The 15,319-nt window shown below is 51.6% G+C and carries 14 protein-coding genes; 2 read left to right on the top strand and 12 right to left on the bottom strand.

What is annotated here, in order from left to right; translation table 11 throughout:
* Nucleotides 1-39: 39 nt before the first annotated feature.
* From J2T14_RS19405 to J2T14_RS19375, 7 genes are all read right to left on the bottom strand, one after another.
* Nucleotides 40-621, bottom strand: a complete 582-nt coding sequence (locus J2T14_RS19405; protein ID WP_307204603.1) for a TerD family protein — start codon at nucleotides 619-621, stop codon at nucleotides 40-42.
* Nucleotides 622-740: 119 nt separating this feature from the next.
* Entirely contained in the window at nucleotides 741-1,316 is a 576-nt protein-coding gene (locus J2T14_RS19400) for a TerD family protein (RefSeq protein WP_307204601.1), read from the bottom strand.
* A gap of 41 nt (nucleotides 1,317-1,357) precedes the next feature.
* Complete coding sequence (locus J2T14_RS19395; RefSeq protein ID WP_307204600.1) at nucleotides 1,358-1,951, bottom strand: TerD family protein; 594 nt, start codon at nucleotides 1,949-1,951, stop codon at nucleotides 1,358-1,360.
* Nucleotides 1,952-2,354: 403 nt separating this feature from the next.
* Nucleotides 2,355-3,440 carry an MBL fold metallo-hydrolase gene (locus J2T14_RS19390; RefSeq protein ID WP_307473370.1) on the bottom strand — a complete coding sequence of 362 codons (1,086 nt, stop codon included), beginning with the start codon at nucleotides 3,438-3,440 and terminating at the stop codon, nucleotides 2,355-2,357.
* 114 nt (nucleotides 3,441-3,554) lie between these two features.
* Complete coding sequence (locus J2T14_RS19385) at nucleotides 3,555-4,940, bottom strand: sugar phosphate nucleotidyltransferase (RefSeq protein ID WP_307473368.1); 1,386 nt, start codon at nucleotides 4,938-4,940, stop codon at nucleotides 3,555-3,557.
* 31 nt (nucleotides 4,941-4,971) lie between these two features.
* A complete protein-coding gene (locus J2T14_RS19380; protein ID WP_307473366.1) occupies nucleotides 4,972-6,087 on the bottom strand; it encodes a glycosyltransferase in 1,116 nt (371 codons plus the stop codon).
* A 14-nt stretch (nucleotides 6,088-6,101) separates the two neighbouring features.
* Nucleotides 6,102-6,914, bottom strand: coding sequence for a DUF6492 family protein (locus J2T14_RS19375; RefSeq protein WP_307473364.1), 813 nt, complete (start codon nucleotides 6,912-6,914; stop codon nucleotides 6,102-6,104).
* A 283-nt stretch (nucleotides 6,915-7,197) separates the two neighbouring features.
* Between J2T14_RS19375 and J2T14_RS19370 the strand changes: the two genes are divergently transcribed.
* Nucleotides 7,198-8,175, top strand: a complete 978-nt coding sequence (locus J2T14_RS19370) for a BadF/BadG/BcrA/BcrD ATPase family protein (protein ID WP_307473362.1) — start codon at nucleotides 7,198-7,200, stop codon at nucleotides 8,173-8,175.
* A 1-nt stretch (nucleotide 8,176) separates the two neighbouring features.
* Nucleotides 8,177-9,223: an MJ1477/TM1410 family putative glycoside hydrolase gene (locus J2T14_RS19365; protein ID WP_307473359.1), complete on the top strand. Its 1,047-nt coding sequence runs from the start codon at nucleotides 8,177-8,179 to the stop codon at nucleotides 9,221-9,223.
* A gap of 368 nt (nucleotides 9,224-9,591) precedes the next feature.
* On the opposite strand, the gene J2T14_RS19360 is transcribed toward J2T14_RS19365, so the two are convergent.
* From J2T14_RS19360 to J2T14_RS19340, 5 genes are all read right to left on the bottom strand, one after another.
* Nucleotides 9,592-10,629 carry an ABC transporter substrate-binding protein gene (locus J2T14_RS19360; protein ID WP_307473357.1) on the bottom strand — a complete coding sequence of 346 codons (1,038 nt, stop codon included), beginning with the start codon at nucleotides 10,627-10,629 and terminating at the stop codon, nucleotides 9,592-9,594.
* A gap of 32 nt (nucleotides 10,630-10,661) precedes the next feature.
* The gene (locus J2T14_RS19355; protein WP_307473355.1) at nucleotides 10,662-11,522 is read right to left on the bottom strand and encodes an ABC transporter permease; all 861 of its coding nucleotides are present in this window, start codon (nucleotides 11,520-11,522) and stop codon (nucleotides 10,662-10,664) included.
* Complete coding sequence (locus J2T14_RS19350) at nucleotides 11,522-12,316, bottom strand: ABC transporter ATP-binding protein (protein ID WP_307473352.1); 795 nt, start codon at nucleotides 12,314-12,316, stop codon at nucleotides 11,522-11,524. The genes J2T14_RS19355 and J2T14_RS19350 overlap by 1 nt, the downstream gene beginning before the upstream one ends.
* Nucleotides 12,317-12,674: 358 nt before the next feature.
* Nucleotides 12,675-13,241, bottom strand: coding sequence for a class I SAM-dependent methyltransferase (locus tag J2T14_RS19345; protein WP_307473350.1), 567 nt, complete (start codon nucleotides 13,239-13,241; stop codon nucleotides 12,675-12,677).
* Nucleotides 13,242-13,254: 13 nt separating this feature from the next.
* Nucleotides 13,255-15,309 (bottom strand): methyl-accepting chemotaxis protein, encoded by a 2,055-nt coding sequence (locus J2T14_RS19340; RefSeq protein ID WP_307473348.1) that lies wholly within the window; start codon nucleotides 15,307-15,309, stop codon nucleotides 13,255-13,257.
* Nucleotides 15,310-15,319 lie beyond the last annotated feature (10 nt).

The following is a 15,319-nucleotide window of genomic DNA, read 5'->3' as shown; positions in this document are numbered from 1 at the left end:
GGTGATTCAGCTTATCGCCTCATCACCAAATCGCATTTCCTATTGCGCATCCAACCCGTAGTTCTTGCAAAGCGCGCTCAAGCCGCCCTGGAAGCCGCTGCCGATCGCTTGGAATTTCCAATCCGTCCCATGACGGTAAAACTCGCAAAATACGACTGCCGTCTCGGTCGAGAAATCCTCTCCAAGATCATAACGCATAATTTCGCGATCCGTTGCGGCATCTACCACGCGAACGAAGGCATTCGATACTTGACCGAAGTTCTGACCGCGCGTTTGGCTGTCGTAGATCGTTACGGTAATGCCGATCCGGTGAATCGATGCCGGGATTTTGCTGAAGTCGACTTGAATCTGTTCATCGTCGCCGTCGCCTTCGCCCGTACGGTTATCTCCCGTGTGAAGAACCGAACCCGCTCCGCCGCTCCTGTTGTTGTAGAAAACGAAGTCATCGGCGCCCTTCGCCTTGCCATCCTCATAGAGAAGGAAAGCCGAGGCGTCCAAGTCGATGTCGTTGCCGCCGCTATATTTGTTCGTGTCCCAGCCCAGTCCGACTACGACTTTCGTGAGACCCGGGTTTGTTTTGGTTAAATCGATCCTCTGTCCTTTGGAAAGACTGATTGTCATGCAAATCGCCTACTTTCTTCATGAATGTTCGGTCAGGCGGACTTGTATAAAACCCTGTAAGATTAGGCAAACTCAAGGCCTTCCGAATGGAAAGCCTTGAGCTTGTGTAAGGTTGTTGCTTATGCTAAGCCATAGTCGCGAGTCAGGCCCGCAAGACCGTCTCTGTAGCCGCTGCCGATTGCGTTGAACTTCCATTCGCCGCTGTGGCGGTAAAGCTCGCCTACAACTACGCCAGTCTCAACGGAGAAGTCTTCGCCGAGGTCGAAGCGGATCAGCTCTTGGCTCGTAGCTTCGTTAAGGATACGAGCGTAAGCGCGGGATACTTGACCGAAGTTTTGGTTGCGCTCGTTCGCTTCGTAGATCGTAATCGTGAATGCGATTTTCTCTACGTTAGCCGGAACCGAGTTCAGATCGATCGCGATTTGCTCGTCGTCGCCTTCGCCTTCGCCCGTACGGTTGTCGCCCGTATGTACAACGGAGCCGTTCTCGTTCTGTTTATTGTTGAAGTAGATGAAGTTTTTCTCGGATTCGACTTTGCCGGCCGCGTTCGTCAAGAAGACCGATACGTCAAGGTCGAAGTCTTTGCCGCCGTCGTATTTGTTCGTGTCCCAACCTAAACCTACCGTGATTTTGCTCAGACCTGGATTTGATTTCGTCAGGTCTACCTTCTGACCTTTGGACAAGTTAATAGCCATGTTTCATTCGCCTCTTCTCATTAGTTTTTAAATAGAAATTATTATTTATAGCGGTTTGCGAGCAGATTGATATGGGGAGCATGCGTTCCCTCACCAATCGCGGCAAATTTCCACTCGGAGCCATGACGGTATAACTCGCCGCATACGAGCGCGGTCGAACCGGAGTAATTATCGCTTAAGTTGAATTTAATCAACTCGGCGCCGCTCGTTCCGTTCATAATGCGGATGTATGCCGACTGGATCATACCGAAATCCTGCTTGCGGTTCTCGCAATCGTAGATATTAACCACGACAAGCACCTTATGAACCTCCGAAGGCACCTTCGCCAGATCTACGTGGATTTGTTCGTCGTCTCCGTCTCCATCGCCCGTCAAGTTATCGCCCGAGTGAATGACAGAGCCGCACGGACTCGTCTTATTGTGAAAACATACAAGTTGATTGTCTTTCGCCAATTTATCGAAATCGTTCAGAAGAAGGGCGGATGCATCGCAATCGATGTTCGCTGCTTTCTTCATTCCGAAGAAACCTTTCGTCTGGACAGGGTCCCAGCCAAGACCGACGATAACCTTCGTTAGTCCGGCATTGCCTTTCGTCAGATCAATCTTTTGACCCTTTACTAGATTAATCGAAGCCATTATATGTTCACCTCCTTTCCTCAAAAGAGTCGCTTACGGCGACTTTCGCAAATTTTCAGATATGTCGTACTATAACGTTGTATCTTCGGGAAAGGTTTCAACTTTTTTTTCGGCTCGGCTATTCGAATAATGAGCCATTAGTCCCGCTTTCGCAGCGAAAATTTGCACATGCGGCTTGTCCATAACAAGGCATGCCATCATTATTATGCCAACACAGCCGGTTACCGATTCATCGTAATTCCTAATATTTAAAATTATAAGATATTATAAGTTTCACATTTATAATCCGCTTATAATCCACCGCGAAACGCAAGCCTTGCCGCCAGGGGACGGCTACAGCCGTTTATGCTACATATTATACCATTTAGATGTTGGGAACGTAAGTCGAGGATGGGAAAAACGCCTATCCGTCCCTTGTCCACCAAGCCGAGCCCGGAAGTTCGGCCGCATCAAGATAGACGGTCTCGCCGATCCTCGGCGTTGCAATGACCGCGCCCAGCCGCGCCGCTTCCTTCACCGCACGCTCGACCGGCTCGGTCCAGCTATGAAGCGCCAGCGTAAATGCGCCCCAGTGAATCGGTATCATCGCCTTTCCCCTAACGTCGAGATGCGCTTGCACCGTCTGCTCGGGCATCATATGTATGGCGGACCACCGATCGTCGTACTGCCCGCATTCCATTAATGTAAGATCGAACGGGCCGTACTTGTCCCCAATCTCGCCGAAGTGAGGACCGTAACCGCTATCGCCGCTGAAGAACACGCTCGTCTCATGCCCTTGGATGACCCAAGAGCACCACAGCGTTGCGTTACGGTCCGTCAAGCTTCTTCCCGAGAAATGTCTGGCGGGGGTGCAGGCAAACGTCATTCCTTCGTAATCGAATCGATCCCACCAATCTCCCTCGACGATCTTCCGGCTGTCGACGCCCCAGCGCAGCAGATGCGGGCCAACGCCCAGCGGAACGAAGAAACGTCTAACCTTGTCTTTCAGCTTCATGATCGAGCCGTAATCGAGATGGTCGTAGTGGTCATGGGAAATAAGCACCGCGTCAATGGGCGGAAGCTGTTCGATGTCGATCGGAAGCAGCTTGCTGAAGCGTTTCCCGCCGATTATCGGAAATGGCGAAGGCGCATTGCCGAACATCGGGTCGATCAGAATGGTTTTGCCGTCCATCTCCAGCAACAGCGCCGAATGGCCAAGCCAAGTAACCGCCGGCCGCTTCGCCCTCTGCAGGCGGGCGGCGCTCAACGTTTCCACCTTGACCGGCTCGCTTGGCCGGCTCTTCGGATTGCCTCTCATAAACTGAAAAGCTACCTTTAACTGCTCTTTCAGGCTCATTTTCATAGAAGTAGCGATGGCATTGACGAACTTGCCGTTCTCATACTGTCTGGATGCGCTTAGCGCTTCCTTCCGCTCCTTCGTGGGCTTGCCGCCAAAGGCCGGATAGAAGTTAAGCAGAAGATACGCAAGAACCGCTAGAACGACGATCAATTCGATAATAAATATAAAGATAACAGCTCACCTCATATGGAGAAGTCTGCCGGGCCGATGCCAGGTTGCGAGTCTATTACCAATCATATAATAAAAAGCAGCAAGAAGTCCAAATTACGGCTCTGATCGCTTTCCGCCCTCGTAACCCAAAGCGCTTTCCCAGGTTTCGGCCAGGCTTATTTCATCCTCCTCGGACGGGCTGCCTCCGATGTCGTTCTCGATAATGACAAGCGCCTCTGAGGCTTTAACCCCGTATCGGGTCCCGCTCGCAATATGCAGAACGTCCCCGGTCTCTATCCGGCGCAGCTTGCCGTTGCACAGGAACTGGCCTTCGCCGGATGCCACGGTCCACAGCTTCGTATGCTTTATATGCATCATGTACTTGGTATGCCGATCTCTCTCGATCTCCAGCTTCCTCGTAACGACTTCAACCCGCTCAGACCTCGCATGGTGCAAGACGCTCACCCTTCCCCACGCCTTCTCCTCGTACATCGGACGCGGAAGGATCGCTCCCAGCCTCTCCTTGATCAGGCTCGACTTGTCCTTATGAGCGACAAGAATGCCGTCTGCGCTGGCTGCCACGATAACGTTGGGCACATCGATGATATGCACGGGACAGGACAGCTCGTTGATCAGATGGGTCTGCTCGCTGCTGTCCGTCATATGGCCAGGGCCGATAATGGTACTCTCCATATGGCTGGTTAACGTATTCCAATTCCCTAGGTCGTCCCAAATTCCGGCATAAGGCAATACGATCGCGCGGGACGTCTTCTCTACGACCTCATGGTCGAAGCTGATTTCCGGCAGATGTTCATAGAGGGCATGCCACTCCTTGTAATCCGTAGGAAAGCCCCTCGCCTGCAAGGCTTCCAGCATGAACTGCAGCGAGAAAGCGAATACGCCGCAATTCCACATCGCGCGCTTGCGGATCAGCCGCTTCGCCAGCCGCTGATCCGGCTTCTCCACGAATTGCTCGATCGGAATAAATCGATCCTCGTCGCTCCCCTTCGTCTTCTTCGGAACAATGTAGCCGTATTGCTGGCTTGGATAGGTCGGCTGCGTGCCGATCAGCGCCAGTTCGGCGCCGGACTCGGCCAATGCGGCTGGCATTTCGCGCAAGGCGTTGAAGAAATCCGCTTCCACATAGGCGTCGGCAGGGATCACGCAGATTGTCTCGTTCAGCGGCATGCCCAATTCCGAATGAAAGTAGCTGGCGGCCATTGCAATCGCCGTGAACGTTCCGCGTTTATAGGTCTCGGTCAGCAGCGGAATCCGATCGCCGATATGGTTTCTCGTTATTTCAGCTTGGCTTTTGTGGGTCATAATATAAGCCGACTTCAGCAGCCCTGCCGCCTCCAACTGCTTGCTTATACGCTGGATCATCGACTCCACGCCGCCGTCCCCGTCAGGCAGAAGCCGTAGATAGATTTTGGACCGGATATCATTGGACAACGGCCAGAGCCGCTTGCCTGAACCTCCCGATAACAACACAACTCGCATCTTCCATTCCTCCTTATTGCAGCGCCGTCGATCACCCTTTGCCTAATACTTGACGGACGGCCCGCTTCATCGCCGCACCCGAGCGGCCCCATGTCATCCCCCGTACATCGCGTATGCCTTGCCGGCCCTTTTTCTTGCATAGCATCGGATGATCGAAGGCGTATTTCATCTGCCGCTTCAAACTTCCGATATCCGCTTCCGCCCACTGCTGGCCGCTCTCCGCGAACAAATGGCGGAAAGAGCGCGATATCCCATGCTTGCCGCCCATCCTGGCGGACGGATTAGTCAATTTATAGTTGACCAAGAAAGAGTTTCTCTTCGATAAAAAGTCCATATGTCCGCCCCACCCCGTCGCAATGACGGGCGTACCGCTCGCGAGCGATTCAAGGAACGGCAAGCCTACGCCTTCCCCGCGAGTCGGCAGCACGAAGGCATCCCCAAGCGTATAGATGCCCGCGACCTGTCTCTCGCTTAGATGGCGTCCTATGACCGTTATGGGAGCCGTCTGTTTGCGAATGCCAAGCTTCTTCTTATAGCTGGCGATCTTGTTCTTGATCCATTGTTCGTTTTCGCCGCTGCTGTAGCCATTGGTTTTGATGACGAGCAGCACTTTATCTTTGGCGGAGAATTGCTCCCAATACGCTCTGAGCAGCCCTTCCGGATTTTTGCGATGCTGAAAGCCGAATACCGATACGAATACGAATCGCCCCTTCGCCTCTGCAAGAGCGAATTTCTTGTTCCCCGGGCGGTACTTCTTCGTATGCACCCCATGCGGCACGACATAGATCGGCACTTTCACGCCGCTTGCCCGCAACGCCCTCTTGTTCTGCATCGAAGGGATGAACACCGCATCGAACTTGTTGATGTTGGAACGCCACCGCGTCGGCATTCTGGTCGTTTCCCAGACGGTGTTCAATATGATCGGTTTATAGAACGGCCTCAGCTTGCTGAAGCTGATCGTGTCCGCGGTACGGTGATAGATCAATGGCCTGCGGCCGCCCAGCGGCAACAACTTACTATGCTTGGCAGCGCCGACCTTGACGCTAACGCCCTGCCTTCTAAGCGCCTGAACATATTCTCTGCTTGCTATGCCCGTTCCGCTCTTCCTGCCCACAGGCCCTTCCCATACTACCTCCAGTTTCGACACGCTGCGGCCGCCTTTCATTTTCGTTTGTAAATTCCTCGCTTATGAAACGATAAAGAGCGATATTTGCCTCTCAGCTCGGTCCATCTTTGCCCCGACATGCGCCGAACGCTCATCTGAAGGCCTTTATTGCGGTTGGTTGTCAAATGAAGCTGATCCCGATAGCGGGCGTACAAAAAATTGCCGTACGTCTCGTACTCGGAGAAGCCGAACTGCTTCTTCCGGTCGATGCTGCTCAAGATGGCCTGGTACCACTTCTTGCCGTGCTGCTTCTCTATAAGCCGTTTCATCTCGGCCAGCTTGGCCCGCTCGAACAGCATATAGTGCGTTACGAAGGAAACTTTGGCGGTTGCCCGCCGCTTCATTAATCTGCGGTACGAGTTAAAGTATTCGTCTTGACTCCAATTGCGGCAATACAGAACCGTCTTCCCCCCCGAGCGAAAACGATGCGGACGAATGAGAACCGTGTCGGCGTCGATGACGAGGAAAAAAGCCTCCTTGCATATCCGATCGCCGCAGAGCTTCAGCAATTGCTGGTAGAGCCAGCCTGCGCGATCCCACTTGGCAGACCGGTAATGGATAGTGTCCTTCGTGAACGGGAGCACCTTCTTCTCGTCGACGAACTTGCACCCTTTCTTCCGGCATAATTCTATGATCGACGGCTTAAGCGGCGAGACGACATAGATGTTGCCGATGACATGCGCCGACTGCTTGCGAACGGCATCGATTACGAAGGGCAGCGTCCCCAGGTCTTTTTCGATCGCCGGAATGAGCACATCGATTTTGGTTTTGCGACTCGACTTCGATTTTTCTGGCAGAACAAGCGTCATCCCTCTCATCTCCGTTTCGCAATTATTTGCTTATCATATGCCGCCCCGAAAGGGATGGAATGGGCAAAGGAAAGAGCGTTATCGAAAGAGGCCATTTCCCATTCATAGATTGAGAGTTTCTCAGACTATGCAGCCGGAAATACCGCCGTGTAGAATAGAGAGAGAAAGGGTAGGCGCAAGGGTTTTGGGACGGGCTTAGCGATGTCGTCAAGTGAGATAGCAAAGGAAAAATGTGCTAAACTAGTAATCGGCAAATACATATACGGAGAACGGAGCTGGTTGAATGACGACCATCAGGGAAGTGGTTATTGGAATTGACGGGGGTGGAACTTATACGCGTGTGGCAGTAGCCGACCTAGCGGGAAATATGCTCGCATCGATTGTGGCCGAGGGAGCGGCATCGATTCATAAAGATTTGGCCGCTGCCACTAATGTCAGGCAAGCGATCGCCTCGGCAATCGCAGACGCTGGCGTGGCGCCGAGTCAAGTTCGTGGAATTGCCGCCGGTATAGCCGGCTACGATTCACCTGCCGATCTGGAATGGGTGAAGCAATTAACCGACGTACCCGGTCTCAACTGTCCCAAGTGGCATGTCAACGATACGGTAGCGGCGCATTACGGAGCGCTTATGGCTCGGCCGGGTATCATTGCAATTGCAGGCACGGGCTCGAACATATTTGCGATTACCGAGAGCGGTCAAGCCATTAGCAATTATAGCTTTCATCATTATGCAGCGAGCGCGGCACGGTTTATCGCCTATGACGCCGTGTATGAAGCGCTGGCAGGCAACACGGATGCCACGGACAGTGAACTGCTCGGCGCCATGCTTCGCCACTTCGACTGTTCCTCCTTGGACGAGCTGGCCCTGCTTGCGCGCAACGGCTTCGAAGCGGATGCCAGGGAAAGAAATCGCATTTTCGGTCAATTCGCCCCAAGCTTGACCGAGGCTGCAGAGGGGGGTTCGTCCCTCGCAATCCTGGTTTGCAATCGCGCTATCGACCAGATGATCGTCGGCATCGAGCTTCTCGCACGCTCCTTCGATCGCGGCACCATTCCGGTCTCCTTCATAGGCAGTGTCGCCAACAGCCCTTATTTCTTCCGTGCGCTAGGAGAGAAACTTGCTCACGGCCGCAATCGGACCTATAATGTCGCTGCCCCTATGCTCCCCCCTGTCGCGGGAGCCGTGCTGCTAGCCCTAAGCAAGCTTGGAATCGAATTCGACGAAGAGAGCTTGAAGCAGAAGCTCAGCAAGGCGGGATAATATGACCATGCGTAAATGGCTTATACTCCTTGCAATCGTCGTCTTGAGCCTGGCAAGCGTGTTCACTTATTACGTTATAACCTCCAAATCAATGGCTGAGCGTTATGCGGAACTGCCAAGCGAACGGAAAACATGGCTATATCAGCTGCAAAACTTCATGCCGGAACAAGCGGCCGATAGCGGCTATACGGTAGCCGTCATTGATCCGACTGAGGACGGGACGGATAAGACGAGCTACAGCAAAGAGCAAATCGAGGCTTTAAAGGCTGCCGGCGTTTCGCCGATTGCTTACTTAAGCATCGGCGAGGCATCTTACTTCCGCACGTATTGGCAAGACGAATGGGGTCAATTCAGAGATGGCGAACTCCGCATCGAGAAGGAAGCTCCAGAGTGGCTGGGAGTTGTCGCCAACCCGGATTGGCCGGAAAGCGTCAAGGTTCGTTATTGGGAAGAGGAATGGTGGAGCAACATCATCCGCCCCCGTCTAGACGCTATTATCGATGCGGGATTCGACGGCTTATATATGGACATTATCGACGCCTATTATTATTGGGGAGATGAAGAAAGCTACGGCGAAGGGCTCGAAGCGAGACTCGATAGCGATCCCGTCAATGAGCAGGATGCCGCCAAACGCATGATTGCCTTCGTACAGCGAATTTCCGAATACGCGAAAGGCAAAAACGAATCGTTCCGGATCTTCCCCCAGAACGGGGAAGGCATCATTCAATACGATACGGACGGCCGGTATGTTGACGCAATCGATGGCATCGGTATCGAAGACTTGTGGTTCGACGAGACCAAGCGGCAAGAAAAAGAGGAGACCGATTACCGCTTAGCCTATATCCGCCATATAGCCGACGCAGGCAAGCGCGTTCTGTCTGTCGATTATGTCGATTCGCCTGACGGCTTCTCGCTCGCGAACAAGATCCGTGTGCTGCGCTACGCTGCCCTCTGTCAATCCGAAGGCTTCTATTGCTACGCGGCGCGCAGCAACAGAGCATTGGATAATATGAACGTCATCGCCGGCGTGCAGCCTGCAGGACAATAAATTCGCGTTAAAAAAACGACGACGGCTCACTGAGCAAATAAACTAATCAACTTTGTTTCAGATAAATGGAATTCGTCCAGATATTTATCAGTAAATGACCCAAGAAGTCTAGAATAACGGGAAATCCTCATGTTAATATCACCGATTTCATACATCCGACTGAAAAACAGTGATATTAACGGGAGAAATCCCATCTATTTAAGAAAGGTGGACGTGGAGAGCCGCTGTAACGGGAGAAATTCCAGTTATTTCGTTCGACGCGTTTTGGACGTAAGTCGATTGGTCAGTCGCAAAAACAAGGCCCTATTAACGCTAATCATCGCAAAGAGCCGGCCGCTTGCGCGGTCCGGCCCTGCTCTGACGAACGATTATTTAGCCGGCAAAAACTCGGTCGTGAAAATCTCTTTCGCATCGAACTTCTCTTTGAGAAGGCCAAGATCGGCAAGCTGCGTGATCAGCGTCGACCAGCGCTCTTCGGACATGTAGCCGAAGCCGTGCTCGGCAGCGTCGCCGCCGTATACGAAGCTCGTTTGCGCTTCGCCTTCGAAGTTCAGAGCGTCAAGCTCGATGTTCGGGTTCGCCGCATGAATGACTTCGTTGATTTCCGCTTGCGAATCCTTATAGGATATCCAACCTTCGGAGAAGGCTTTGACGAAACGGGCAACCGTTTCTTTGTTCTTCGCCAAATAGTCCTTCGTTACGAACAATACGATATTGTAAGGGTCGTAACCCGCCTCGGAGATCAGAATGGTCTTCGTCTTCACGCCTTCCTTCTCTAGGAAGTACGGCTCGGAAGTTACGAACGCTTGGCTTACCGATTCCTTATCGGCGATGAAGTTAACATGCTGGCCGTTATAAGCGATTTCCTTCGCTTTGCTCAGGTCGTACTTGCTCTTCAGAAAGTCCCAATACGTAATGCCGGGCTGAATGAACACCGATCTGCCTGCCAGATCCTCGAACGACTGAATGTCCGCACTCTCATGGAACATAAGCGCTTGCGGGCTGCCTTGCAGCGCCGCTGCCACAGCCACTAGCTCAATGCCTTGATTTCTGGCGATGACCATCTGGTCGGCATGCACCAGACCGAAGTCCGCCGCGCCGGAAGCGACGATCTGAATCGCCGATACTTGCGGGCCGCCCGGCTCGATTGCAACGTCAAGTCCATTGCCCTTGAAAATGCCTTTCTCTTGCGCCGCATACACGCCGCCATGCTGTGCTTTCGGGAACCAGTTCAGTACGAGCTTCACTTTCTCTACCGGCGCATCCGCAGCCGCGTTCGCCCCTCCATCCGTTGCCGCGGGAGCGTTCGTCGATTCGTTATTGTCGCCTCCGCCGCCGCAGGCTGCCGCGAATACCGCCACCAATAGACATAAAATAAGCACTTTACCCTTTTTGAAATGTTGCATGTTCTCTCTCCTCCGCCTCTATCCATTTCTATTTATCTTTCAACCTTCATAGCCGACTCATGCCACGAGCCCAACGCCCACTTGGCAAAAGTACCGACTATTAGATAAAAACCAATGCCTAGAATAGCAGCCGCAATGCCGCATGCGAATAAGAATGGCGTTTTCACTTGAATCGCGGCGACCGTAATCGCATAACCGAGACCGCCCTTGCCCCCGCCGATGCCCGCCACGTATTCGCCCACGATCGCGCCGACGATCGACAGCGTACAGGAAATTTTCAGACCGGCCATAATGTAAGGCATCGCAGCCGGAATGCGCAGCTTCAGCATCTTCTTCCACTTGGACGCGTTGTATAGGGTAAACAGCTCATCCATGTTCTTATCTACGGAGTTCAGCCCCATGAGCGTATTGGATATGACAGGGAAGAAACCGATCAAGAACGAAATGACGACAATCGATTTGTAGCCCGCTCCGAACCAAATGACGACGATCGGCGCGACGGCGACAACGGGAATCGTCTGCAAAATAATCGCATACGGATAAATGCTTCGTTCCATAATCTTCGAGCTCGCGAGCAGCACGGATAACAGAATGCCTACGACCGCGCTAACCGCAAATCCGATGAGCGATTCGACGACCGTGATTTGAATGGCCGCAGACAGGATGCTCCAATCGTCTATGGCCGCTTTATACACATCCGACGGCTTCGGGAATATAAAATGCTTCAGACCGAACATCGTCGGGACGATCTCCCATAGCGTCATAAACAAGAGGAATGCGATTATCGGACCCAGATAATATTGCTTGAATCGATTCCAGCCCTGTTTCTTCTTTGCTTGGCCCCCGATAGGAACGATTGCCTTGCCGGCCGTTTCGGCACTTGATATCGACATTATCCCAGCCCCCTTCGGTCTGCGCCATGCTCCAGATGACCCGATGCCAAGTCTACATATTCGGAAAATTTCGGAGTCGTTCTCATTCCGAGCTCCCGCGGATACGGAAGGTCAACGTCGTTGATCGACGACACTCTGCCCGGACGAGCCGACATCACGACGATTTTGGACGATAGAAAAACCGCTTCGTAGACGTTGTGCGTAACGAACAGCACCGTCATCTTCTCTTTCTGCCAGATGTCGAGCAGCTCCATTTGCAGCGACTGACGCGTTATCTCGTCTAACGCGGCGAACGGTTCGTCCATCAGCAGCAGCTTTGGCTTCGCGGCCAGCGCCCTTGCAATCGATACGCGCATCTTCATGCCGCCCGACAGCTGCCTCGGATGAGCCTTCATATGATCCTTCAAGCCGACCATCTCCAGCGCGTGAAGCGCCGTTTCCTTATGCTCCTTGCGGCTGCCGCCCCGCAGCTCCATCGGCAGCACGACATTGTCCAGCACGGTGCGCCATGGCAGCAGATTGGCATCCTGGAACACGAAGGCGATGTCGTTCGATTCGCGTACGAGCTGCTTAGGCGTTTTGCCGTTCACCGTTACAAGCCCGGTCGTTGGTTCCGCCAGTCCGGCTACCATCCGAAGAGCCGTTGACTTGCCGCAGCCGGAAGGCCCTAGAAAGCTGACGAACTCCCCCTCCTGAATCGTAAAATGAATGTCGCTCAACGCTAACGTTCCGGTACTAAACATCTTACTCACATGATCGAAGGCTACAAGTCGTTTCTCCGCTGTTCCCGCCATATGTCCCTCTCCTTTGTCTGAATCGATATCGGCATCTATTGGATCAGATCGATGATTGAATTTATGTTAATTTAACTAACATATTAGCAGCGGTATATGCCCGAAACAATATTCAAAGTAGCCAAATTTGCTGAAAACGATTGTTCACTGTATCCAAAACAGCATTTTTATGTAAGGTTTATGATCGGTATTTATCAGTTCAGTTGTTTGATGATATGAAATCTTACAAGATAATCCGGCAATGAGCAACGCAAAGAAGCTGCCCCCATGCCATATGCAATGACATAAAGGACAGCCTCCCCCTTCGTTACCCGCATGAAACTAACCAGCTGCATTTCGCAGATTCGACTCCGCTTCCTTAATGCGATTCAAGCTGCATCGTCCACTCTTCTCGTGTTGGATCAGGCACATCGTATATGTATACGGGCGTGCGGTAAACATCACTGCATACGATAACCCCATCGGGCAGCCAATCAGGCAAAGCAAAGCAAATACTGATGATGCGCGCTCCCGGTTTCGCCTTCTCTCTGAAAATCCCGCTTAATCGATTCATAGCGCCAGGATAAAGGTAACAGACGATGACATCGGCTTGCTCATACGCCGCATGGTAGAGGTCGCCTCTTCTGAACGCGACATTGTCCCGCCATAACGCCAACCTTGCCAACTGCGAAATCCATAGCGGAAGGGAGGCGTTCTCGATGCCTTCCACGGTGCTCCCCTTGCATCGCTCAGCGATGTGCAGCGCCAGATTGCCCCAGCCGGAGCCCGCTTCAAAGACTCTCACCGGTCTGTTCATCCGGCCGATCACCGTGGACACGGCCTTGCGGGCCTGAGCGGAGGAGGGCATCGGCGATATGCCGTTGCGCCAGCTTCTATAGACGATGGAGACGAGCCCGATCAGTACAGCTCCCGCGACAATGGTCATGACCGAATATCACCTATTCCACTTTAAATTTAGATGCCGCCTGCGCCAAATCTTTGGTGAGGGAGTCAATCGTTTCGACCATGCCGGCAAGTTGTTGCGCCATTGCGGATTGCTCCTGCATCGTCGCAGTGACCTCTTCAACCGAAGCCGATACTTCTTCTCCTGTCGCCGACAAGCTTTGAGCGGAATCCATGACATCGTCCTTATCGCGCTCCATATCCATGACACGGCTGGACATTTCATGAATTTCATTTGCAATATGGGAAACATTTTCAAAGATCCCTTGGAAGGCATCTTTGGTTTCTGCAACATATTGCTCTTGTAACATAGAAACATTTCGAATTTCCGCTACGCTAAGATTGTTTTCATGAACAAAATCAAGGTTTTGCCCAATAATTTCATTAATCTCCTGGGACTGCTTCGCGCTTTGTTCGGCCAGCTTACGAATTTCCGATGCAACGACAGAAAACCCTCGTCCGTGCTCACCCGCCCTGGCAGCTTCAATAGAGGCGTTCAAAGCAAGCAAATTCGTTTGATTGGCAATATCGGCGATAGCCCCCGTAATTTGACTGATGTTGGTAGAACTATGCTGTAGTTTGCCTGTGATTTCCGAGATTTTTTGAACCTCTTGTTCATTTTGTTCTTTCACGCGAATAAGGTTCTCAATCACTTCACGGCTTTGATGGAAAATGCCAACGATTTTTTCGGCCTCCACTTTAATCAATTCCGTCTTCTCTCGAAGCGAAACGAAACTCTCCCCGAATCCATGGAACTTATCTACGATTTGTTCCGTTTCTTTCGATTGCGTTTCCATAGCTCTTGCGATTTCGGTACTTGTTGTCGTAGTCTCCGTAATCGATACCGACGTTTGCTTCGCAGAAGAATCCAGCTCATTCGTACTTACCTTCAACACGCCGATTGACATATTCATGCTGCTTATCAATTCCTTGTTGTTCAAAGCCATCATATTGAAGCTATCTGCGAGATCTTTGAATTCACTCTTGTATTTCCCGTCAGCCATGACAGTCAAATCGCCATCGGCCATTTGCTTGAATAATTTGGACAGCTTGATGATCGGCCGTGTCATCATGCGGGAAATAAAGATGCCTACCGCAATAGCAAGCAGCATCGACACTATGGTTACCATAACCAACTCGTACATCATGCGTTTTACGGGTTTGTTAATCTGTTCGTAAGATTCCGTCAGGGTAATGACGAAATCGGCATCGGGAATTTTGGTGAAGCTTACAAATCCATTACCCGACTCCGAATTTCCCTGAATGGGAGTTCCGGCAGCTCTTTCTTTCAACCATTCATCAAGACCTGGCGAGTTCAATTTTTGACCAACAGTGTCAGGATTAATATTGTCGTACATAACAACTCCCGAACGGCTTAATATGGATATGGATCCATCCGTTTTCACGCGCTCCAACTTATTGACAAAAAACGATGCATCAACCGTCCCGCTGAAAACCCCTATTATTATTCCGTTCGAATCGGTTATCGGTTCCGTAAAAGGAATGACCAATTTACCCGTGCTTTTGGAAACAATGGCATCGCTGACAAATGATTTTCCCCGTATCGTTTCTTGAAAATATTCGCGATCCGCCCGTTCGCCTTTGACATCGCCTTCGGATGACGAGGCAACAATAATCCCTTTAGGGTCCATGATTTGGAATGCCTGTACGCCTTTTGTTTGTTCGATGCTTGTTTTCAAGATGAGATTAGCTCCAAGCAACAGCTCATTACGATTTGAAAAAAAGTCATCGTCTGCCATTTCGCCAGAGTTTCTTAATGTCAGCAATGACTTAAATGTATTGTGATTGGATGCCAAAGCCACGCTTTGCTTCTCCGACAACACCGAAGACCACAAATTTTCACCTATCAGGTTTCCGCTGGTTATCAAGGTCTCTTTACTTTCTTTGAGCAGAAGTTCGGAATTGCTTTGATAAATCATCGTTCCCGCTCCCGCAAACATGACTGCCACTAACAACGAAATGTAAATCGGCAGCTTCCATCTCAATGATACATTACGGCTTAAAAAATTGACCCGCTTCTTGTCTTTCACTTTGTCATCG

The sequence above is a fragment of the Paenibacillus harenae genome, assembly GCF_030812415.1.
GTDB lineage: Bacteria > Bacillota > Bacilli > Paenibacillales > Paenibacillaceae > Pristimantibacillus > Pristimantibacillus harenae_A.
Note: the sequence above shows the minus strand (reverse complement) of the source record. Positions and strands in the feature narration are given on the sequence as shown.